Here is a 20746-nt window from a genome sequence, read left to right on the forward strand (position 1 = left end):
AAGTTCAACCTTTTTGATACTCATTAAACCCAAGGCCAGAAATGACCTTGGGTTTAATTTTTAATGCCCTTGTAGAACGAGTTTTAGATTGCTTAGCTGAAGATACATGTAAAAAATAGGAACGTTGACGACCCGGTGTTAACTGTTCGAACGCTTCAAAAAACTCAGGGTCAGATTCAAGCGCCACTAGCAACTCTTCTGGCATGACATATTTTTCGGTATTCTTTTCAACTTTTTTTCCTGCTCTTACTAACTCAATGCCTTCTTGAATGTAGCCTGCAAGTACATTTTTGTACTTTTTAATGTCGTCTACACTGGTAAACTTTGCCACTCGGCCCGACTCTGAATTGGGGCCCGGTTTATGTAATATATTTTCTGGGTCTTTTAATAAGGAGCCTTTAAAAAAAGTCATGATAGCGTGCTGTTTAAACGCACTGACAATAACAATATTAGTACCTTGGTAGGTATAGCAAGGCTGGCTCCATTTCAATTCTTCTACCAGCCCAGCACTCAATGCTATTTGCCGTAGCATGGCCAGTTCCTGTGCCCAGGTATGTACTTTGCAATCTGGTGTGCTGCCTTTTTCACAACGACCACAACCAATCGTAAAATACTCTTCAATGGTGGTGATTTTCTTTTTCATGGCGGTGTGACTCTGCTACTTGTTTTATTAAAGCGGAAGAAAGGCATTGAATGGCGCATTGTAAAAGCGCCGTTCAATACCTTAATGGGGTGTAAGTTTAAGCTTGAGACATATCAAACACTTGAGCTACCTCGACACTTCCGCCTGCGTCTAAAATAGGACATTTACTGGCCAATTCGGCGGACGCTTCGGCATCGCTAGCTTTAAAGACACCGTATCCGGTCACAGGGTTACTGCCACCGTCGTTTGTCACTTTTCCACCGGCATGCACGGTTATGTTTGGTCCAACAGGGTTACCCCCATCTACAACCGCGTTACCCATTCCTTCATACCATTGTTGCCAAGCTTTAATAGTGCTTTGAAATTCTTCTTCAGATTCTGGCTCTTTGCCGCCATGGTATACAAATAGATAGTTATTCATCATGAATGCTCCAAAATATGATTAACGTTTAGGATACGGGCTTTAATGCCACGCTCCTACGATGCCACCGACAAGTGTAAAAGTGACGATGTGGTAACCGGCGTTAATGGCATACAGGGCTAAAGATCGACGTTCAAATAAATCATTAATGGCAAATGCCATCGCCACCCAACCAAAACCCGTTATAAAACCATAAAACACACCCGAACCGAATGTGCTGCTCGGACCTAAGAACATGGCTAAATTAAATGCAATGACCAAGCTGGCTAAAAAAGCGAGCCCGAATACCTTTTTCATATCAACTTCGGCGATGGATTCTTCCGTGAGGCCCGCTTCAGCCATCCAACGCTTTCCAAAGCCTATTGGTGAATACCAGACACCGCCTATTACAAAGCTTGATGCCGCGGCGACAAAAATTGCGAGTATGTTGAGTTGAGATATGTCCATTTCTGCTTCCTTTTTTTTGTTTTTTTAAGTTAAGCACGGTATGAGGTTTGCCTTAAGAAACTACTTCTTGCGCATATTGGCGAGATAATCCGCTCTTACGATCTCGGTTAAAATGTTTAAATCGACATCGTCTAATTTATTGATATAAAGGCACGCAACGGATTTCTTATACTTTCCTAACCGTTCGTACAGACTAGCAGCCCCTTCAAATTTGTCACCCACATACAGCGTCAAATTTGCTTTTCGGGGTGAAAAGGCTGTCACAGGCATAATGCCAGAGCGACCACTGTCGTAATGAAATTCCATTTGCCCGAAGCCAATAATAGATGGCCCCCACATAACGGCCTCTTGCCCTGTAACATTGGTAAATAGTTCTAACAGTACTTCTGCATCGGCTAAACGACGTTTCACCGTAACCGTTTTTAAGAACTCAGAGACGGGTACATCGGTGGGCTGGGTTTTATTTGTAGTCATAAACACATCCAAAATCAGAAAGAGCTATTAACGTTGATGCATACGACTCAACGTTTAGCGATAACGGGCTAGTTTGCTTGCTAAACTGCACTTAACCGCCGGCCATTCATGGTCAATGATCGAAAATACGACGGTGTCTCGATAAATTCCCTCGGGCGATTTTTGATGGTTTCGTAGCACGCCATCTTGTTTAGCGCCTAAACGTGCAATGGCTTGCCTTGAGGCCAAATTATGCCAGTGCGTTCTAAACTCTACAGCAATAGCCTCTAAGGTTTCAAATGCATGGGTGAGCAGCAGTTGCTTGCACTCGGTATTTACGGATGAACGTTGGAAGCTTTTTGCATACCAAGTATAGCCTATTTCAACCCGCTGATTTTTTAAATCTGCATTGCAAAACCGAGTAGAACCTATAACTGTATTAGTGGCGCGGTCAATAACCACAAATGGCAAAGCTACGCCTTTTTCTTGATCAAGTAGGGCTTGTTTTACATAGGCGGAGGCCGATTCTTTACTGGGCACCCCGGTAAACCATAGCTCCCAGAGACAGCCATCAGCGGCGGCTTGAACCAGTGCTTCAATGTGCGTTTCGCGCAAGGGTATTAAAATGACAGATCTAGAGACTAACTCAACTTCTTGTAACCACATAACAACATCCTTGAAAGAACGTTACATAAAGGCGGCTGGCATGTGCTAACCGCCATATCCTAATCAATGATTAACGACCAAATCTATCCGCCGCTGCAGGCTTATTGTTTACGATGCCTTCAATTCTCGCCATAATTTCAGGGGTTAGTTTCGCCAACGAATCCATCGCGTTTAAGTTATCTTCAAGTTGCGACAAGCGTGAAGCGCCTAATATTACGGTACTAACATTGGGGTTCTTTAAACACCAAGCAATCGATAAGTGGGCCATACTAATGCCTATCTCATTTGATAACTCGGTTAATTGCTTAATTTTGGACAGCTTTAACTTACCTTCTTCGCTCATCCAAAGATCACGCAACCACTCGTAGCCCGGTAGATTTAATCGGCTGTCATCTGGAATGCCTTCATTGTACTTTCCTGTTAGCATGCCGCTCGCCAAGGGAGACCAGATAGTGGTGCCCATAGCATATTCTTCATACAACGGCGTAAACTCACCATCAACTTTATCACGGTGCAATAAGTTGTATTGTGGCTGCTCCATGGTCGGCGGTGTAAGATGCTCTTGTCGAGCAATGGCATGAGCCTGCGTGATTTGCTGCGCATTCCATTCTGAGGTTCCCCAATACATCACCTTACCTTGCTGAACTAGGTTATGCATAGCTCGTACGGTTTCTTCAATAGGTGTGTCAACATCAGGGCGGTGGCAAAAGTACATATCTAAATAATCAACATGCAATCGTTTCAGAGCTGCATCACAGGCATCGCGTACGTGTTTTGCACTGAGCCCCATTTGCATTTGCTGATCGCCGCCCCAAAATACTTTGGAGGACACCGCAAAAGTATCACGTGCTAAGCCTAAACCACTGATGGCATCACCCATAATTTTTTCAGACTCACCAGCCTCGTACCCTTCGGCATTGTCAAAAAAATTAACGCCGCCATCGTAAGCTGTTTTTAATAATTTCTTTGCATCACTGGTATTCACTTGTTTGCCAAAGGTCACCCAAGATCCAAGCGACAATGCGGATACTTTTAACCCGGCTTTTCCCAATCGACGATATTCCATAACAATTCTCCCAAAGGTATAAAAGGCTCAAGACAACCAACGTTGCCTTGAGATATTCAGTAAGGTGCTTTGATTATTTTAGTGAGACATGCTCATGTTATTCCCCTGCATCACCTCAAGTTGCACGGTGATGTCACCTGCATGCTCAAAGGTCAGCGTTACAGAATAAGCTTCGCCCACTTCAAAGTTTTTACTTAAACCCATAAACATTAAATGGTAGCCTCCCGGAGCGAACGTAACCATGCCATTCGCGGGAATAACGACACCCTTTTTTTGGTGCTCCATACGCATGATGCCATTGTCTTCAAACGACTGATGTACTTCTAATTTTTTGGCAAAGTCACCGCTTACACTTAAGAGTATGTCGTCATCATTGCTGTGATTGTGAAGCACCATAAAGCCGGCTGAAGGTGCACCAGGAGCACTGGCTCTTGCCCAAGCGGATTCAACGGCTATAGCGTGTTGAGTGGAGCCATGAGCCCACAATCCAACAGATGAAAGGCAAAACGCGGCTACTAATAAACTGTGTAAAAACTTCATTCTATATTTCCTATTTATATCTTAATTCAGGCAGCATCACTACTGCCAACAAAAGCTCTTTCTTTACTGATCATGTTGAATTAAGAAACGAATGGCGGCGCTCTGGAGTGATAGCGATGAAAGCTAGGTTGGCTAAAGCGACTTGCTTGAATCAGGCTCGTGGCACTAATAGAGGCTTCAGGAGAGTTATAGTCTAAGGTATCGGGGCTAATTACAGCGCTTAAACAGACACATGCACTCTGGCTCTTATTAGCCTCAGATCCTATCAACTGTACCCATTGAGCCCCTTTTGCGGTACAAAGGCGCAGAAAGCCCTCATCCGACTGAGCGAATGAGGTAGCAATGGGTGCGAAGGTTAAAATCAGCCAAGCAAAGAAACCTAACCAATAACCTTTGAGTTGTTGTGAAAAAGATAAGGTCATTTTTGCAGTCTAAAACTTAGCCCAAAAACACGCAAGGCCAGCTTCTCTTAATTTGTTAAAATATACAGCCCAAACTCACCACACGACTGATACCCTATTTTTTCATAGGCTTTCTGAGCGGCGATATTTTGTTCGTCCGTGAATAGAATTGAGCGGCTAAAACCATCTTCTCGCGCTGTTATTAATGCCGCTGCAACGGCGCATTGCGCATACCCACGACCTCTTAACTGAATAGGCGTCCATACGGCTCCTATTTGAACAAAAGGGTGTGTTTTTGCGTTATAGGAGGCGGTGGCAACCGGCTCATCATTGTGAGTAATAACAAAAGTCATCTGATTATTAATTTTTGACAACGTTGATTGAGTTGTTTCTTCTACTAAGGCCTCATTTTTTACAGCACCCAATGCTTCAATGTTGTAATCGACCATCCAAGGCACTAGATATTCCAGATCGTCAAGTGTTGCTAAGCGCCACTGAATTTGGTTCTCATTGATAAGCGTCGGCGTTTGTAGGGCAGATAAATCTAGTTCATAAAGACGCTCTTTTGAGCTAATACTATAGGCTCTTGCGTTTGGTTGTTGATCGTATTTAGCTTTCAATAGTTGGCACAAATCTTCTCGCCCAATAAAGCCATTAATCTTTGTAAACTCCGTTCCAAACCGAACCCAAAGCTCTTCTATTGCGTCAGCATCGCCTTGAAACATTAAATTTCCATTCCAATACTGCACAAGAACCGCTATTAACTGCGCGCCATCAAATGCACCATAGTATCTACCTTCAAACATTGCACCGCTGTAGTTAATTTGTGTTTGCTCTATATTACTGAGCATAAACAAACTCGTACTGGCGTTTTTTTTCAGTAAGGTTTGTAATGCTTCTTGATCATTATTGTTGAGTATTCGGAAGTTCAAAATTTTCTCCAGCGAGCTTTTCAGTTAAATAACTTTAGGAAAATTGTTCAATAACGGCTAAGAATTCTTGCCCGTACTTTTTCTTTTTGGTTTCACCGATGCCGCTGATCGAGCCAAAGGAATCCATGTTTGTAGGTTTAGCTTTCAACATTTCGTGCAATGTCGCATCATGAAAAATAACAAAGGGAGGCACCTTTTGTGTGCTGGCCAAAGATTTACGACACGTTCGCAACGCCTCCCATAGAGGTGCATCTGCTTCGGATATCTCTATACTCTTTTTGGCTTTTTTGGTACTGCTGGTTGAATTATGCCGCTTTTCATCCAGCCTTAATTCAATGCTCTGTTCTCCTTTGAGAATAGGTCTGCATTGTTCAGACAAATTTAACTGCCCATAGTTTTCATCCACATTTAAAAAGCCACGTGCGACTAGTTGTCGGAACACTGAGCGCCATTGCGCCTCAGATAGTTCGGTTCCTATTCCAAAAGTAGAAATCGCGTTGTGATTAAACTGCATTACCTTGGGCGTTTCTTTGCCACGTAGCACATCGATTAAATGGGTTACACCAAACCGTTGATCCGTTCTAAAAACACAGCTTAATGCCTTGCGCGCTGCCTCAGTGGCCTGCCATGTTTTGGGCGGAGTTATACAGTTATCGCAATTACCACAGGGTTGCGGTAATTCATCACCAAAATAATTTAGCAATACTTGCCGTCGACATGTGGTTACCTCGGCGATCCCTAGCATGGCATTTAGCTTTTGCTGCTCTAAACGTTTAAAAGCCTCATTACCTTGTGAGCCTGCCATCATTTGCTTTAGCTTCAATACATCTTCTAAGCCGTACGCCATCCAAGCGGTTGAGGGCTCTCCATCTCGCCCTGCTCGGCCCGTTTCTTGATAATAGGCTTCTATGCTTTTAGGTAAATCAAGGTGTGCTACAAAACGTACATCGGGTTTGTCGATTCCCATTCCAAATGCAATCGTTGCGACGATGACCACCCCATCTTCATTTAAAAACTGGGTTTGATGACGTAAACGAACGTCTGCACTAAGCCCGGCATGATACGGCAACGCATTAATACCTTGGTCTCTTAACCAATCGGCGGTGGCCTCTACTTTTTTCCGTGATAAACAATAAACAACACCGGCTTGATCGGCATGCTCAGACTGAATAAAAGAAAGCAGTTGTTGCTTTGGGTTGTTTTTCTGCGTGATTCGATACTGGATGTTTGGCCGATCAAAGGAACACACAAACGTTTTAGCCGTATCGAGTGCTAATCGCTGAATAATTTCTTCGCGTGTTCTTTTATCCGCGGTGGCCGTTAAAGCAATTCTAGGGACTTTGGGGAACTGCTCATGCAACATAGCTAACTGCAAATAGTCAGATCGAAAATCATGCCCCCACTGTGAAACGCAGTGTGCTTCATCAATGGCAAACAAAGACAGCTTGAGTTGCTTTAACCAGCTAAGCGTTTGCGGCAAGACCAATCGCTCAGGTGCGATATACAATAGATCCAATTCGCCGGTTAACGCTTTTGCTTCATTGCTGGCATTTTCGCTGGCTGTTAAAGTCGAATTTAAGCACGCGGCTGAAATACCTAATTGACACAATGCCGCAGTTTGATCTTGCATCAACGCAATAAGAGGAGAAACCACGATCGCCACACCTTCGCGAACCAGAGCAGGAATCTGAAAACATAATGACTTACCGCCCCCAGTAGGCATGAGAACAAAGGCATCGCCGCCATCTATTACCGTCGAAATGATGTCCGCTTGTGGCGGTCGAAACTCGTTGTAACCGAATACTTTATTTAAAACCTGTAGCGCTTGTTCAGCGGCCATTTAAACACAACCTAAAATTGTTCAATTTGAATGGCTAAATATACGGGTTTTAAGGATTTAGAGCGAACGATTACGGTTAATTTAAGAACTTAAACCAAGTTTTGTGACCCGTTTATAAATTTGCTTCCCAAACGCACTTACTTTATCAACTGGAGATTAGCGGGCTAAGCTCTTATCATTACGTTTTTACACTCTTAGGAAATGATATGAAAATATGGGTCGATGCCGATGCTTGCCCTTTGCCGATCAAGGAGATCATCATTCGGGCGGCGAATCGTAAAAAAATACACACGACCTTTGTTGCTAACCATTTTATTAAGTTACCCAACTCCCCTTATTTGCATTCGCTGCAAGTATCACAGGGTTTTGACGTTGCCGATGATGAGATTGTTTTGCGCTCCGAGGCTGGCGATTTGGTGATGACGCAAGACATCCCTTTAGCGGCCGAACTCATCGAGAAAGGTTGTTTTGCCATTAATCCGCGTGGCGAACAGTGGACAAAAAACAATATAGGCGCACGTTTAAATATGCGTGACTTTATGGAAACCATGCGCTCTTCGGGTGTTCAGTCTGGTGGTCCGGCTCCTTTTAATAAGCGAGATGCGAATGAGTTTGCCAACGCACTGGATAGAATATTAGCGAAACTGATTTAGACAACTTCACGCATTATTCCTCGCTCTTAATATGGCCAAACGCCAAACGCTTTTTATTCATGAGGTGCTCATAGGTAACATTGTCACTGGTAGAGCCGCCGCCGGCCGTTCCACACCCTAATGTCCACGAAAGCTTTAAGCCATTGCAAGCGCCAATACAGCCTTGAGTACCGGGTGAGTTTACGAGCACTCGGCTAACGTCTACGGCTTTGGTGTAAGCTTCTACCGCCTCTCTATTTTGGGAATGAACAATCGCCGTATGACCTCGGCCTTCGCTAGCAAGAATAGCTTGCGCTATGCTTAGCGCTTGCTGGTCTGTGTTGACTTGAAGTAAAGATAATATCGGCGCAAGCTTTTCACATAGAAATAGACTATCAAGCTGGTCAACCTCAATTGGGCATACCAACAGTTCAATGGGGTAATCTCTTTCGATGTCGCAGTGCTCGGCTATAGCTGCCGCCGATTTACCCAGCCAATCACGTTGTATTCCTTTCGTGTCGAAGCAATGGCCTAACAGTTGTTGAACTTCATGTTCGGCTAACACCGCTGCATTGTTAGCTATTAACGATTCACAAAAATCACTCGCTATCGCTTCACTAACGATTAAATTATTTTCAGAGCCACAAACAACGCCGTTATCAAACGCCTTACTTTCGACAATCATCGCCGCAGCTTGATTAATATTCGCATCTTCTCGAATCCAAACCGGTGCATTACCTTTACCTACGCCAATGCTCGGGGTTCCAGATCGATAAGATTCTTGCACTACGCCTTCGCCGCCCGTGGCTAATATAAAGTTGACACCCTTATGGCGCATCAATAACTGAGTCACCTTACGCCCAATGGGCAAATCTGGAAGTAACACGACATCTGAATTGATTCCATATTGAGTTAAGACTTGGTGAATAATAGACACGGTTTCTAGGCTGACATTCTTGGCATTTCTATGGCAACTGAGCACGATTGAATTACGAGACTTTAGTGCAATGAGAACTTTAAATACCAGTGTTTCAACTGGGTTGGTAATAGGGATAAGCCCTAAGATTACACCCATAGAAGTAAGCATTTGCTCTACTTCATCACCTTCTAATGTCAGCGAACCGACACCGGGTTGATCTTTTAGAGAAGCCGCCACCTCAAGTGAACCGAGCATGATTTTTTGCACTCGGTGTTCTAACTTACCCATACCAGACTCTGCAATGGCTTGAGCGGCCAACTGCCAAGCTTGCCTATTTATCTGATCGGCAATGTCAAAAATTAGTTCGTCTAACTCTGCTTCTGGTAATTCAAAAAGGGAGGATTGCGCTTGAACAGAGCGGTCAATAATTGCGTCTAATACCGGGCTCGATTCTTCATAATTTCTAACGTCTATCGCCGTTTGAGTTTGTGCATTTAAGGTGTCGCGCATCATTTGAAAAAAATACTTTGATTGCGCTACAGTGCCACTCATTAAAGCTTCTGTCGTTTCTTGGCTCAGTAAACACACTGTTGATTCTTCTAGTGCTCTGGCACTGACACAATGATGCTGGCCATGGCTTGCTACGCTCGTTAATAACTGTCCCGATTTATACAAGCGATGGTTTGATTCCATTTCTAACGCATCATCGAATTCAAAAGTGTGAATTGACCCATTGGTCACAAAAATGGTGTCTTTTGCTAACTCACCTTGACGATACAACAAGTCACCTTTGCTCACGGTCACAAGAGTCCCCAATTCCGTGACTTTCGCGATTGATCGATGCTTAGAATTCAATGCGACAATGTCATCATGGACAAAAATTTTATTCATCATACAACGGTCCAACCTAACAAATAGAGGTTTGAGTACCGTTTAACTAAAACATTATGAGGCCATTAATTTATGTTAAGTGCGTCTAACTATTGACGAATTGGTGTTCGAGAAATGGTTTTCGAGAATGTTTCCTGCGATTTTGTGACGCACGTCTATAATATTAAGAGACCAATTTGACGCGCTGACAGAGTCATTAATACTCAAGGCATCATCAAACAGCAAAACTCTTTTAGTGATGCGGAAATTTTTAAAAAAGGTGATTTAATTTTTTTAATTTAATCAGTCTACTAAAATTGTTGCTTTAGCATTTGGAATGAAAATGGAAAGTTTAAAGAATGAAGATTTTGCAAGAGTGCTCGGGGTTTATTTACCTTGGGTCGTTAAATCGCTTGAGCTATCAACCGATTCCGATTCTTTAACGATCATTATTGAAAAGCAAGCCGAGAAAGGTCGCTTTTCTTTTTTGACCAGTAATAAGAAGCAGCAACAAGTGACGCGACGCTGGCAACATGTACGCATTGGTCACTACTCCACTTATATACAGGCGACCATGGCGCTAAACGATTTAGCCGAACTAACAGAGTCACACTGCCCAGCGTTTCTTGGTCTGGATGGAAAAAAGATTACCCGCGAACTTGACGAAACGATTCGCATTGCGCATTCAAGAACATCATTACCAGATATCATTAGTGGATTACTCGGCGTGTCTCCGGAAATTATTGAAACTAAGATCCGAGAAATTGAAACCGAAGATTCTCAAGCAAAGAAACTGGCTGTTTTGCCACTAGAATCCGATGCAGTGTGGCGAGATATTTTGCTCGACAAAACCAAACTCACCACCCGTTTGTTGCCCCTTAAGTTATTATTGTCTCGGCTTAAGTTAGACATTAATCGCAATCCAGATGACAAAGCATTAATGCAACGATCTTCAGCAGAGCTGCGAAACTTTTTTGATCGACACGCATTGCAGCTTAAAAGTGAATACGAGCAAGTGGGTGCAACTCAGAATAGATCGAATCAGTCGGCTCCTCAAACTAAGGTTAAGCTTGTTCTGCCCAGCACGCAAAACCCAATTTGGCATTCGATATTGATGGGAGAGATGGATCTACCAACATCTAGCATGCCATTGCAATTGAGTTTGGCACACAAGAAGAACAGTTATCGTTCTGCCGAAACTAAAGCCGAACAGTTAGATATTATTCGTTCATTGCAGATATTCTTTAAACGCAATGCAAAAAAATATATCTCTGAGCTTAAATTTTTAACCGAGATGATTTCTACTCAACAGACAGTTTCTGACATTTTGCCACCGCAAAACCATGACATATGGAAGAAGCTACTGACAGACGACAAAATTTTATCCAGTGATAAAATAAATTATCGGTTGTTTCTATCTAAGGAAAAATCTAAGTACCTCAAGGAACAAGATGAGGAATGCTTGAAAAACATCAGAGATTTCTTCTTTCAAAACTCTCGATCAATGAAAGAAGAAATAGCGTTAATCAATTCGCTCGCTAAAGCCAGTTAATCAATATCCAAGGAAATAAAATGTCTAATAAACAATCAATTAAAATAGAAAGCCAAATGCTGGACTTGGATACCGTTAAAGCTAAGATCCAAGCTGGGGAGTTTTTAACCATTGCCGCAGACGAAGGTATTTTATCAGAGCTCCCATCTGGTAATTGGATTGGCGGAACTATTCCCTATTTCATGGATGAATCAGGCGGAGTAGTAAGCAAAGAAAAAATATTTGTTAACTCCATAGAAGGTGTTCAGAGCAACAACCCACCAAGAATTACTATTTATGATAACGGGTCAATTAATCGTATCGCAAAAGATGCCCCTAGCCATGGTTTTACACTTTTAATATTGCCTGCGTCTTCTGATGTGCATCTGAATTATTCACAAAATGCACCTGAATTTCCAAATATGTTTTTTACGCCTATTGTTGGTTGGATATCGGGCTACCACTTAGACGATGACGCAACGGCCAAAGTAGGGTTTGGACCCGGTAATAATATGCTGTTAGACCAGCAAGCGGTGGCTATGCACATTCCGTTACCCGAACATCAGATGGCCGATGTCAGTATTATCAATTTATTTGAAGAAGGTAAGGGAGCAACGATAGAGTTCCCAACCACCGGCTTTGCGGCAGGTACCTGCACCATTGATGGCAAAGCCAGCAATTTAGCTCAATACATTCAAGAACAAAATATCGATACGCGACTTCCGCTTGTGGCCGATTATTCTGGAATTAAGGTAAACGTGAGTGTTAAGGCCGTAGATGCAGATGCAGGCCGCGTTGATTTATACGCGCCAGTGTTTGAAGGCGTTAAATACCATTTTGCCAGCCCGATTGATAATTACGTGACCGAGTTTGAAACCGAACTGAAGAAAAACGACACACAAAACATCGCGTTTTCATGTAACTGTATTTTAAATTTCTTATACTCAGAATTAGAAGGCAAAAAAACAGGGCATATGACGGGTCCAATTACCTTTGGCGAGGTTGCATACCAACTTCTCAACCAAACCATGGTCTATTTAACGCTCTCGGAAGCCTAGTAAAGCTCACGACCAGCCCAGCGGCACACGCTGGGCTTTTTTCATCAATAAGCCCCTTCCTAGCCAATCAAACTCAGCACACTTTTTGTCTCTGTACTTAATTCGTATAGCGGATTAACTTTTTTTTGTATGTCACTATACTGGCAACCGAGAAACAGCACTTAAGGTGCTGGAAAAAAATAACGCGAGGAAGCCTGACATGACCGATACATTTATAAAATCAAAAGCCGCCATTGCCTGGGGTCCTAAGCAACCACTGAGTATTGAAGAAGTTGATGTAATGATGCCTCGCAAAGGCGAAGTATTGGTTAAGATTATCGCAACCGGCGTTTGCCATACCGATGCCTTTACGCTATCAGGTGAGGACCCTGAGGGCGTGTTCCCAGCCATTTTAGGTCACGAAGGGGGCGGTGTTGTGGAAGCCGTAGGTGAAGGCGTAACCAGTGTCGCCATTGGCGATCATGTTATTCCGCTCTACACACCTGAATGCGGTGAGTGTAAGTTCTGTAAATCGGGCAAAACCAACTTGTGTCAGCAAATACGCGAAACGCAAGGCAAGGGCTTAATGCCAGACGGCACCACGCGTTTTTACAAAGACGGCCAGCCCATTTATCACTATATGGGTACTTCTACTTTTTCTGAATACACGGTATTGCCAGAAATTTCTCTCGCCAAAGTCAATAAAGTAGCCCCCCTTGAGGAAGTTTGCTTACTAGGCTGTGGCGTTACAACCGGCATGGGCGCTGTTATGAATACGGCAAAAGTTCAAGCCGGAGACACGGTCGCAATTTTTGGGCTTGGTGGTATTGGTTTATCGGCCGTTATTGGTGCCACTATGGCAGGTGCGTCTCGCATAATTGCGATCGATATCAATGAAAGTAAATTCGAACTGGCCAAGCAGTTGGGCGCCACCGATTGCATTAACCCGAACGATTACGATAAGCCAATTCAAGAAGTGATCGTAGAGCTCACCGATGGCGGTGTGGATTACTCATTTGAATGTATTGGTAATGTTGATGTCATGCGTTCGGCATTAGAATGCTGTCATAAGGGCTGGGGCGAATCCGTCATTATTGGCGTGGCAGGCGCAGGGCAAGAAATCTCTACCCGACCTTTCCAATTAGTTACTGGCCGTGTTTGGCGTGGCAGTGCTTTTGGTGGTGTTAAAGGGCGTTCGGAATTACCAGGTATTGTAGAGCGTTATTTAGGCGGTGAGTTTAAGTTAAATGACTTTATTACCCACACCATGGGCTTAGAAGACATTAACGAAGCCTTCGATTTAATGCACGAAGGCAAAAGCATCCGCAGCGTTATACATTACAACAAATAGTATTTTAACAGGCACATAACTCTGTGCCTGAATTTCATCACTCAAACGCGAGATTCATTATGAGCTTAGAATGCCTGAGTAGCGCTAAATCATTTGACGGTTGGCATAAGCAATACAGCCACCCCTCAACCAGCACGCATTGCAACATGCGCTTTGCAATTTATCTTCCACCACAAACCGCAACAGGCGAAAAAGTGCCTGTGCTTTATTGGCTGTCAGGTTTAACCTGTACCGATGAGAACTTTATGCAAAAAGCTGGTGCGTTTGCTGAAGCGGCTCGTTTAGGCATTGCCATTGTTGCACCCGATACCAGCCCGCGTGGCGAAGGTGTCGCCGATGACCCGGAAGGCCGTTACGACTTTGGACTAGGTGCGGGGTTCTATCTGAACGCCACTCAAGCACCATACAACGAACACTACCAAATGTACGATTACATTGTGCACGAGTTACCTAAACTGGTTGAAGAAAACTTCCCCGTAACGTCAACTCGTGCTATCAGTGGGCACTCTATGGGGGGGCATGGTGCTCTCATGATTGCACTTAAAAACCCTGAGCGGTATACCTCGGTCTCAGCGTTTAGCCCTATTGCAAATCCGATTAATTGTCCGTGGGGGCAAAAAGCCTTTACGGGTTATTTAGGGGCTGATCAGTCACTATGGCGCGAATACGATAGCAGCTTATTATTGGCCGATTGTAAACCAGAAGATCGGCGCCCTGCTTTAGTAGACCAAGGCGATGCAGATAGCTTTTTAACGGAGCAGTTAAAGCCTGAGGCTTTAACCGCTGCGGCCAAAAAGAGTGATTTTCCACTAACGTTGCGCATGCAAAGTGGGTATGACCACAGCTATTTTTTTATCAGTAGCTTTATTGACGATCACCTACGCTTTCACCACCAATATTTAGCTTCGTCCTAATCAATAAAAGCCAACTTAAGTTGGCTTTTAAAAATCACTTTTTCACTAACACATTTTTTTTCTCAAAACTGATGCCTTTCCAACCAGACTTCATGAAAGCGCGAATGTTTTGATGGCTAGTGCCATTCACATTCTCTAGCACTTCGGTGTAATGCTCTGCAAATAACTTTAACGTATGCGCTTGAGATAAGCCGGCTTGATTCGCAAAAGCAAAGACTTTACACGAGCCTTGATTTTCACTCGCTTGACTGTGCACTTTTCCATTTGTAAAGGCACTGGGAGTAAATTCAAAGTCACTGTCGATTGCTTCGAGTACTTGAGAAAAAACCAATGATTCCGGATTGGTGTGTAAAACAGCGAGTAATTCCTTCAGCGTCATAATCTTATAAATCTCTATGAAAATTGTTAGTGAGGCTCTGCATTTACCGCTGAACCAATGAAAATAAATAATCGGCAATGGCCTCTCGGTCTTCAAATGGCATATTCGAAGTGCCATGTTCGATGACCTCTACCATTGAGCTTCCGATAAAATCGCCATCGGGGAGCATGCCGTCTTCTAAAAAGTAAACTAAATCGTCTTTAGTCCACTCCATTTGTTCAAAGGCACGAGCTGTAATGGGAGGTGCCCAGTCACCATTTAAATCGGCGCCACCTAAATAGGGCGGGATGGGTGCCCCTAGTGAGTTTCTAGGGGTATGACACTCGCCACAATGCGCTACGGCGTCAACTAAATATCGACCTCGGCCGACCGATGTAGTTTGATCAATTTTTAATGGCTTAACCGTGGAAAATAACCAACGCCACGGCTTTAACCCTAAACGAATATTAAAAGGAAAGCCGACTTCATGGTCTCGGTGATCCTTTTCGACGGCTTCAACTTGCTGTAAAGCCGCAAATAAATCGGCAACATCTTGATCCGTTAAGCTTCGATAACTCATAAATGGAAACGCCGGGTAATAAGATTGCCCGTTCGGATTAACACCTTGGCGCAGCGCTCTTTCAAACGTCACAATATCCCAATCGCCAATGCCATGTTGTTTACTCGAGGTTATGTTGGGCGCATAGAAATTCCCAAAAGGCGAGACCAGTGCAGCGCCACCCGCATATACACCATTAGCGCTTTCCGCCTGAGTATGGCAAGCGTAGCAACCCGCTGTTTGCAACAACGTTGCTCCGTTTTGCGCATTGCCTGCGACCGTTATTTTTGGGCGCTCCTCTACATTGAGGCCGACCAGAAGAACGACGGCTAACCCAGTGAAACCAAAGGCAAGTAGCCCAAAAATTATTTTTTTGGTTAATGACATGACGAATCCTTATGGCCGAGATGGCTCATTTGGCTTTTGATAGACAAAACTGTCTAACTTGAGTTGTTGCAATTGGTCTACGACCGTTGCGGCCCGTTGTTCTGAGTAAGGCCCTAGCAACAGACGGTAAGCACTTCGGTTACTATCATACCAGCGCACAAACTGATCTTTATAGGGTTGTAAACGTAAATCTTGCTCTAAACCCACGAGTGAATCGATTTTTGAGAATAATCCCAAATGCGCGAACCATTGCGACTCTTCAATACCGTTTAACGCCAATGGCTCAATGGCAGTGGCGCTTGATTCAACGTCGTCAGTATCCGATTTAAGCGCCTCTTCAACGGGGGAGGTTAGGGTCATGGTTTCGGCTTTGCTTTCACGAACGCCACCGCTATAAACTGCCCCTACTGGTTGTGATCTTTTTACACGGCTATCGAGCGATGAAAAGCGACTCAGCCAAATTCTTAACCCCAGCTTGTGGTGAACTTCTCGATGCTGCATTGACCATAACGTCTCGGTGAATAACCCCACTGCTCGGGTCGTTTGGAATTGTGCGCCAATGCCAAAACCTGTCTCTATGCTTTGCTCGGCCAGTCGGCTTCGCGCATACAAAGCAGGATACCATTGGCTACTTAAACCCATTGAATACAAAAGCCGACCATTAACCCCAATGATCACTTCTCTTGGTTCGCCAGAGCTGGGCGCATCGGTTACACCAATTTCTGCAGCAAGCACGGTGCGTTTATTAAAAGTATTGGCTGTTTCGATCGACGCTCCTGGCGCAGCGAAGCCAAGCGCCGTTGCATTGGCACCCATAGACACTTGGGGGTCGTAGCCATAGGCGAAAGAGCTCACAAGCAGAATCGCCAACCGTATTACTCGAAACATCAGATCACTCAAAGCCAATGTATTATTTTTATTGAAGAAAATAGTCCTAACCTTTGGAATCTGTTAATTGGCCCCTTAAGGCATCGATTACCGGTTTAACCTCGGGTCTTACATCTCGCCAACAGTAAAAGCTTTCAGCAGCCTGACCAACCAGCATGCCTAATCCATCGGATACATCAACAGCACCGAGCTGCAACGCCCATTTAAGGAAGGCGGTGGGCTCCGCGCTGTACATCATGTCATAACATTTCACATCTGGATTGATCAGAGATTCTGAAATGGGCGGTAGTTGGCCAGATAAGCTGGCCGAAGTGCCATTGATAATAATATCGAATCGGCCACTGAGCTCTTCAAAGGAGCTCGGTGTAATTTGCGCAAAGTCATCCGCCAGTTCTTCAGCTTTCTCTAAGGTTCTGTTTGCCAAGGTGAGGGATGCAGGGTTGGCCGCTATGATCGGGTCTAACACGCCTCTCACTGCGCCACCCGCGCCCAAAATAAGAACATTGGCCCCGTCTAGTTTCCAGCCTAAGTTATCTTGTAAATCATTCAACAAACCTATGCCGTCGGTGGTATCTCCCATGCTTCGACCATCGGGCAGAATTTTAATGGTATTCACGGCACGAGCACGCTTAGATCGCTCTGACAATTCATCAACAAAATCAAAGGCATCGCCTTTAAACGGGACCGTCACATTAAACCCTAAATAGCCCGATTTAATTAATTGCCAGAGCCGAGTTTCAAAACTCGTCAATGGTAACTCGATGCCTTCATACTCGAGAGCTTGCTGGGTTTGTTTGGCAAAAATAGTATGGATTTGCGGTGACAAACTATGCGTAATTGGGTGTCCAATAACAGCGTAACGATCCATAATGACCCTTGAAGTGAACTATTTGAAATGAAGATAGTGGTCTAAGCCCCAAAAGTCCATGCTATAGCGGTTTAAACACTATGTCTTTGTAGCATTTCGTTTTGAGGAATCGTTAACGGAGCGGGTATAGGCCGCAAATTGCGCCAACGGTAAGGCTTTTTCAAAGTAGTAACCTTGCCCTTGTTCACACCCCATCGCTTTTAGCGCGATAAGGTGCTCTTGGCGTTCAATGCCTTCCCCTACGACAGCCATTTTTAGCCGATGAGCAAAATTAACGATCGACTCAACAATATCATGTGATGAACGGTCTTTATCCATCCGTTGCACGAAACTCTTATCGATTTTAACCACTGAAATTGGAAATTCTTTTACATGGACCAATGCCGAATAACCGGTGCCAAAATCATCCAATGAAATACTGACACCCATTTCGTGTATTTCTTTCAGTGTCGCTTTTACCAGCTCAGGATTACTCAGCACCGCGGTTTCTGTGAGCTCAAATTCTAAATGCGATTGATAGTTTTGCCAGGATCGGATGCGCTGAGGCAGTGTTTCACAAAAAGTAGCGTCTTGAAGTTGTTTAAAGCTTAAATTAATGGCGATATGAAGACCAACTAAACCACTGGCTTCTAACGTTTGGATATCGGACTCGGCCTGACTGAGCACCCAATTACCTAAGGGTAAAATCATACCGCTATTTTCTGCAACGTAGATAAAATCGGTAGGGGGAATATTGCCGTGTTCAGGGTGTGGCCACCTCAGCAGAGCTTCCATACCAATGACGCGGCCAGTCTCTAACGCAACTCTAGGTTGGTAATGCAGTTCAAATTCATTTTCGCGAAGCGCGCGCCTAATTTCAGCGGCCATGTCCATTTGGAACCATGGCGATGATGAGCGATCGTAGAGATAAATTTTACTATTGTGTCGTTTACCGGTAATCATGGCTTCATGGGCCTGAGCCACCAGCTCTTCAGCATTACCAAATGTATCTGGGTAAAGCACCGCACCGATAAAGGCTTCTACTTGAATATTTTGATCACTGATTTCAAACTGATGGTTAAACGCGTTTCGAACTATATCTAGGATTTCGCTGAGTTCATTTTTATCGGCCACACTTTCAATTAACAGCAGGAATTCGTTGCCACCAAGCCGTCCAACTTTAAACCGCCCTCCTAAAATAAGGGCAAACCGCTGCGCAATTTTGCACAACAATTGGTTGGCAATGGTATAGCCATGCGATTCATTAATTTTCTGAAACTGAGCGATATCAACTGAAATAACGCTTAAAGGGGTGCCGCTTTGGGTAACAAATGCCATGGCACGATTCAACTGCGCGACAAAGCCTTCGGTATTTAAACACCCTGTCAATGAATCATGTGTATTCATGGTTGTGACGACTTCACGCCGATGCATCGCACGAAGTATGGCTTGCATCAATACTCTACGATTCAGTTCTTCCAAGGTTATTACATCGTGTATCCCTAGTTCGAGTAGAGCACTGAAATGGGGTTCTATAAACTCTTCTTCTATCGCGATCCAAATACTCGCATCTTGATACTTTTCAAAAGCACTGAAAGCTTTTTCGCTGGGTGAAAATAGGATGATATCAGCTTCTTCGATATCGGTAGGTGATTGAGCAACGTACGGTAGGTAACCTAGTTCAGACAATATGGGGGACAGAGTCGACAGGATGTCGGCTTCTAATGTAAACAGCACAATTCGCAAGTTTTCTTGCATAGCGTTATCAACAATTCAATTGTCTAAGCACTAAGTTATAGCTCTTGAAAAGCTTTTCGCCCAATTTTCAGCCATGTAAATGTGATCTGTTTGGTAATTATTTGCAATTGCCCCCGTCAAAAAGGGCAACAAAAACACCTTTGTTGGGCTTTATGAGCTTTCCGAATTACGCTTTATGGCATGAAATCGTAGCTTTTCAATATACTGATCAATACTGTGATCGGTCAAAGGTTGCTTCCATAATCGCCATTTAAAGGCACGTTTAACATACCAATTTGCACGCGTTAACGCAGGTACATTTAACGTTAAGGTAACGTTTTTACCATGGCCAACTAAATAGCTGACATACCCACAATGGTAATATTCATGAAATTGCTGCAGCCGTTGCTCAATTTTACTCGACCAATTTTTTTCGATCAGTAAATCTGTGAACAGGTTTAATCGCCCTGCCACAATTTGAACAAATTTAAATAAAAGCTGTGTGCCCATAACCAAGGTTTGGTTTGGCAGTCTTGGTACGATATCTGTTTCATTGATGATTTCGTAAACCGGCGTTTTAAGCCCCTCTTGAAACGCTTGATTGCCGACAGGAGGTGCGCCATAGGTATAGCAACTGGCTTGATCAGCTGGAAAGTACTTTCGCGTGAACAATTTCGCAATGGCACCGCCCAACGAATGCCCGACAATAAACAGCTGATCGAATTTTTGCGCCTTAACAAAGGCCGATAAACTGCCTTCCGATGTTCGATCGAGGGCATCTAAATAGCTTCGAAAGCCTCTATGTACCTTAGATTTTTGTCCAAAATCAGGGTCGAGATCTAAATTGGCCATAAGATCAGCCTTAATATCGCGCTTGTCTTTTATCTCGGTACCGCGAAATACGACGTACAATTCTACTCGGGTACCACCACCGTTTAACTGAGATTCGCGCTGGCACACAAAGGCTTGCGCACCGATGTGATCAAAAGTTTTAAGCAATGTAAAACCGCCGGCACCGAGTAGCTGTGCAAACACCTGTTCTGCGTGACTCGGCTTAACGATATGCATGGCAAGAATTTTATTCAGGAGGGTATTTAATTGCGCTTGCTTGGCTGAGTCGGTAACCAGCGCTTGGGCATCAGCAACCAGTTTTTCTTGGTCCGCTAAGCCCTCAAACGGATAGTATGCGTATTTTGCGAGAACCGCACATACAAAAGCTTGCCTATCAGAGAACGCCGCTCGAAAAGAAGGCGGATACATTAAATCGGGTCGATCAAACTCGTTATGCATAAGCGTGCTCTATATAA

25 protein-coding genes are annotated in these 20746 nt (G+C 44.0%); 6 read left to right on the forward strand and 19 right to left on the reverse strand.

Annotated features, from left to right (window positions below):
- Positions 1–4 precede the first annotated feature (4 nt).
- On the reverse strand, positions 5–643 hold the full coding sequence (locus tag QWZ13_RS01050; RefSeq protein ID WP_290280092.1) for a YdeI/OmpD-associated family protein: 639 nt from the start codon (positions 641–643) through the stop codon (positions 5–7).
- Between the two features lie 6 nt (positions 644–649).
- On the opposite strand from QWZ13_RS01050, the gene QWZ13_RS01055 reads away from it, so the two are divergent.
- Positions 650–802 carry a hypothetical protein gene (locus QWZ13_RS01055; RefSeq protein WP_290280094.1) on the forward strand — a complete coding sequence of 51 codons (153 nt, stop codon included), beginning with the start codon at positions 650–652 and terminating at the stop codon, positions 800–802.
- On the opposite strand, the gene QWZ13_RS01060 is transcribed toward QWZ13_RS01055, so the two are convergent.
- The 10 genes from QWZ13_RS01060 to recQ all read right to left on the reverse strand — a co-directional run bounded on the left by QWZ13_RS01060 (position 741) and on the right by recQ (position 7409).
- A complete protein-coding gene (locus QWZ13_RS01060; RefSeq protein WP_290280096.1) occupies positions 741–1067 on the reverse strand; it encodes a YciI family protein in 327 nt (108 codons plus the stop codon). The two genes, QWZ13_RS01055 and QWZ13_RS01060, sit on opposite strands and share 62 nt — an antisense overlap.
- A 39-nt stretch (positions 1068–1106) precedes the next feature.
- Positions 1107–1511 carry a DUF1761 domain-containing protein gene (locus QWZ13_RS01065; protein WP_216000723.1) on the reverse strand — a complete coding sequence of 135 codons (405 nt, stop codon included), beginning with the start codon at positions 1509–1511 and terminating at the stop codon, positions 1107–1109.
- A 60-nt stretch (positions 1512–1571) separates the two neighbouring features.
- The gene (locus QWZ13_RS01070) at positions 1572–1985 is read right to left on the reverse strand and encodes a DUF1801 domain-containing protein (protein WP_290280099.1); all 414 of its coding nucleotides are present in this window, start codon (positions 1983–1985) and stop codon (positions 1572–1574) included.
- 54 nt (positions 1986–2039) lie between these two features.
- The gene (locus tag QWZ13_RS01075; protein ID WP_290280102.1) at positions 2040–2630 is read right to left on the reverse strand and encodes a GNAT family N-acetyltransferase; all 591 of its coding nucleotides are present in this window, start codon (positions 2628–2630) and stop codon (positions 2040–2042) included.
- A gap of 70 nt (positions 2631–2700) precedes the next feature.
- The gene (locus QWZ13_RS01080) at positions 2701–3651 is read right to left on the reverse strand and encodes an aldo/keto reductase (RefSeq protein WP_290283230.1); all 951 of its coding nucleotides are present in this window, start codon (positions 3649–3651) and stop codon (positions 2701–2703) included.
- The gene (locus QWZ13_RS01085; RefSeq protein WP_290280103.1) at positions 3602–3736 is read right to left on the reverse strand and encodes a hypothetical protein; all 135 of its coding nucleotides are present in this window, start codon (positions 3734–3736) and stop codon (positions 3602–3604) included. Before QWZ13_RS01085 ends, QWZ13_RS01080 begins: the two co-directional genes overlap by 50 nt.
- Before the next feature lie 38 nt (positions 3737–3774).
- Positions 3775–4236 carry a copper chaperone PCu(A)C gene (locus QWZ13_RS01090; RefSeq protein WP_290280104.1) on the reverse strand — a complete coding sequence of 154 codons (462 nt, stop codon included), beginning with the start codon at positions 4234–4236 and terminating at the stop codon, positions 3775–3777.
- Between the two features lie 80 nt (positions 4237–4316).
- Positions 4317–4658, reverse strand: coding sequence for a hypothetical protein (locus QWZ13_RS01095; protein ID WP_290280105.1), 342 nt, complete (start codon positions 4656–4658; stop codon positions 4317–4319).
- Between the two features lie 47 nt (positions 4659–4705).
- Positions 4706–5569, reverse strand: coding sequence for a GNAT family N-acetyltransferase (locus QWZ13_RS01100; RefSeq protein WP_290280108.1), 864 nt, complete (start codon positions 5567–5569; stop codon positions 4706–4708).
- Between the two features lie 34 nt (positions 5570–5603).
- On the reverse strand, positions 5604–7409 hold the full coding sequence (gene recQ, locus QWZ13_RS01105; protein WP_290280109.1) for a DNA helicase RecQ: 1806 nt from the start codon (positions 7407–7409) through the stop codon (positions 5604–5606).
- A 206-nt stretch (positions 7410–7615) separates the two neighbouring features.
- On the opposite strand from recQ, the gene QWZ13_RS01110 reads away from it, so the two are divergent.
- The gene (locus QWZ13_RS01110; RefSeq protein ID WP_290280111.1) at positions 7616–8062 is read left to right on the forward strand and encodes a YaiI/YqxD family protein; all 447 of its coding nucleotides are present in this window, start codon (positions 7616–7618) and stop codon (positions 8060–8062) included.
- 13 nt (positions 8063–8075) lie between these two features.
- Here the strand turns inward: QWZ13_RS01110 and QWZ13_RS01115 are convergent, their stop codons facing one another.
- Both QWZ13_RS01115 and QWZ13_RS01120 read right to left on the reverse strand, forming a co-directional pair.
- On the reverse strand, positions 8076–9854 hold the full coding sequence (locus tag QWZ13_RS01115; RefSeq protein WP_290280113.1) for an aldehyde dehydrogenase family protein: 1779 nt from the start codon (positions 9852–9854) through the stop codon (positions 8076–8078).
- Positions 9855–9926: 72 nt separating this feature from the next.
- A complete protein-coding gene (locus tag QWZ13_RS01120; protein ID WP_290280115.1) occupies positions 9927–10076 on the reverse strand; it encodes a hypothetical protein in 150 nt (49 codons plus the stop codon).
- A gap of 91 nt (positions 10077–10167) precedes the next feature.
- Between QWZ13_RS01120 and QWZ13_RS01125 the strand changes: the two genes are divergently transcribed.
- The 4 genes from QWZ13_RS01125 (at position 10168) to fghA (ending at position 14663) form a co-directional block, all read left to right on the forward strand.
- Positions 10168–11382: a hypothetical protein gene (locus tag QWZ13_RS01125; protein WP_290280116.1), complete on the forward strand. Its 1215-nt coding sequence runs from the start codon at positions 10168–10170 to the stop codon at positions 11380–11382.
- A gap of 20 nt (positions 11383–11402) precedes the next feature.
- Positions 11403–12419: a DUF6976 family protein gene (locus tag QWZ13_RS01130; RefSeq protein ID WP_290280118.1), complete on the forward strand. Its 1017-nt coding sequence runs from the start codon at positions 11403–11405 to the stop codon at positions 12417–12419.
- Positions 12420–12618: 199 nt separating this feature from the next.
- Positions 12619–13749 (forward strand): S-(hydroxymethyl)glutathione dehydrogenase/class III alcohol dehydrogenase, encoded by a 1131-nt coding sequence (locus QWZ13_RS01135; RefSeq protein WP_290280120.1) that lies wholly within the window; start codon positions 12619–12621, stop codon positions 13747–13749.
- A 59-nt stretch (positions 13750–13808) separates the two neighbouring features.
- The gene (gene fghA / locus QWZ13_RS01140; protein WP_290283231.1) at positions 13809–14663 is read left to right on the forward strand and encodes an S-formylglutathione hydrolase; all 855 of its coding nucleotides are present in this window, start codon (positions 13809–13811) and stop codon (positions 14661–14663) included.
- Between the two features lie 34 nt (positions 14664–14697).
- On the opposite strand, the gene QWZ13_RS01145 is transcribed toward fghA, so the two are convergent.
- The 6 genes from QWZ13_RS01145 to QWZ13_RS01170 all read right to left on the reverse strand — a co-directional run bounded on the left by QWZ13_RS01145 (position 14698) and on the right by QWZ13_RS01170 (position 20729).
- Positions 14698–15159 carry a HopJ type III effector protein gene (locus tag QWZ13_RS01145; protein WP_290280122.1) on the reverse strand — a complete coding sequence of 154 codons (462 nt, stop codon included), beginning with the start codon at positions 15157–15159 and terminating at the stop codon, positions 14698–14700.
- Positions 15086–15967: a cytochrome c gene (locus tag QWZ13_RS01150; RefSeq protein WP_290280124.1), complete on the reverse strand. Its 882-nt coding sequence runs from the start codon at positions 15965–15967 to the stop codon at positions 15086–15088. Before QWZ13_RS01150 ends, QWZ13_RS01145 begins: the two co-directional genes overlap by 74 nt.
- A gap of 9 nt (positions 15968–15976) precedes the next feature.
- Entirely contained in the window at positions 15977–16855 is an 879-nt protein-coding gene (locus QWZ13_RS01155) for an SPOR domain-containing protein (RefSeq protein WP_290280125.1), read from the reverse strand.
- 46 nt (positions 16856–16901) lie between these two features.
- Entirely contained in the window at positions 16902–17723 is an 822-nt protein-coding gene (gene aroE / locus QWZ13_RS01160; RefSeq protein ID WP_290280127.1) for a shikimate dehydrogenase, read from the reverse strand.
- A 78-nt stretch (positions 17724–17801) separates the two neighbouring features.
- Positions 17802–19460: a putative bifunctional diguanylate cyclase/phosphodiesterase gene (locus QWZ13_RS01165; protein WP_290280129.1), complete on the reverse strand. Its 1659-nt coding sequence runs from the start codon at positions 19458–19460 to the stop codon at positions 17802–17804.
- A gap of 150 nt (positions 19461–19610) precedes the next feature.
- On the reverse strand, positions 19611–20729 hold the full coding sequence (locus QWZ13_RS01170; protein WP_290280131.1) for a lipase family protein: 1119 nt from the start codon (positions 20727–20729) through the stop codon (positions 19611–19613).
- Positions 20730–20746: the final 17 nt, after the last annotated feature.

It is taken from the genome of Reinekea marina, from assembly GCF_030409715.1.
GTDB lineage: Bacteria > Pseudomonadota > Gammaproteobacteria > Pseudomonadales > Natronospirillaceae > Reinekea > Reinekea marina.

Bases quoted from the DNA above. Each gene is read 5' to 3' on its own strand.
- QWZ13_RS01050 (WP_290280092.1), bottom strand. From the start codon at position 643: ATGAAAAAGAAAATCACCACCATTGAAGAGTATTTTACGATTGGTTGT.
- QWZ13_RS01060 (WP_290280096.1), bottom strand. From the start codon at position 1,067: ATGATGAATAACTATCTATTTGTATACCATGGCGGCAAAGAGCCAGAA.
- QWZ13_RS01065 (WP_216000723.1), bottom strand. From the start codon at position 1,511: ATGGACATATCTCAACTCAACATACTCGCAATTTTTGTCGCCGCGGCA.
- QWZ13_RS01070 (WP_290280099.1), bottom strand. From the start codon at position 1,985: ATGACTACAAATAAAACCCAGCCCACCGATGTACCCGTCTCTGAGTTC.
- QWZ13_RS01075 (WP_290280102.1), bottom strand. From the start codon at position 2,630: ATGTGGTTACAAGAAGTTGAGTTAGTCTCTAGATCTGTCATTTTAATA.
- QWZ13_RS01090 (WP_290280104.1), bottom strand. From the start codon at position 4,236: ATGAAGTTTTTACACAGTTTATTAGTAGCCGCGTTTTGCCTTTCATCT.
- QWZ13_RS01095 (WP_290280105.1), bottom strand. From the start codon at position 4,658: ATGACCTTATCTTTTTCACAACAACTCAAAGGTTATTGGTTAGGTTTC.
- recQ (WP_290280109.1), bottom strand. From the start codon at position 7,409: ATGGCCGCTGAACAAGCGCTACAGGTTTTAAATAAAGTATTCGGTTAC.
- QWZ13_RS01110 (WP_290280111.1), top strand. From the start codon at position 7,616: ATGAAAATATGGGTCGATGCCGATGCTTGCCCTTTGCCGATCAAGGAG.
- QWZ13_RS01115 (WP_290280113.1), bottom strand. From the start codon at position 9,854: ATGATGAATAAAATTTTTGTCCATGATGACATTGTCGCATTGAATTCT.
- QWZ13_RS01125 (WP_290280116.1), top strand. From the start codon at position 10,168: ATGAAAATGGAAAGTTTAAAGAATGAAGATTTTGCAAGAGTGCTCGGG.
- QWZ13_RS01130 (WP_290280118.1), top strand. From the start codon at position 11,403: ATGTCTAATAAACAATCAATTAAAATAGAAAGCCAAATGCTGGACTTG.
- QWZ13_RS01135 (WP_290280120.1), top strand. From the start codon at position 12,619: ATGACCGATACATTTATAAAATCAAAAGCCGCCATTGCCTGGGGTCCT.
- fghA (WP_290283231.1), top strand. From the start codon at position 13,809: ATGAGCTTAGAATGCCTGAGTAGCGCTAAATCATTTGACGGTTGGCAT.
- QWZ13_RS01145 (WP_290280122.1), bottom strand. From the start codon at position 15,159: ATGGCACTTCGAATATGCCATTTGAAGACCGAGAGGCCATTGCCGATT.
- QWZ13_RS01150 (WP_290280124.1), bottom strand. From the start codon at position 15,967: ATGTCATTAACCAAAAAAATAATTTTTGGGCTACTTGCCTTTGGTTTC.
- QWZ13_RS01155 (WP_290280125.1), bottom strand. From the start codon at position 16,855: ATGTTTCGAGTAATACGGTTGGCGATTCTGCTTGTGAGCTCTTTCGCC.
- aroE (WP_290280127.1), bottom strand. From the start codon at position 17,723: ATGGATCGTTACGCTGTTATTGGACACCCAATTACGCATAGTTTGTCA.
- QWZ13_RS01165 (WP_290280129.1), bottom strand. From the start codon at position 19,460: ATGCAAGAAAACTTGCGAATTGTGCTGTTTACATTAGAAGCCGACATC.
- QWZ13_RS01170 (WP_290280131.1), bottom strand. From the start codon at position 20,729: ATGCATAACGAGTTTGATCGACCCGATTTAATGTATCCGCCTTCTTTT.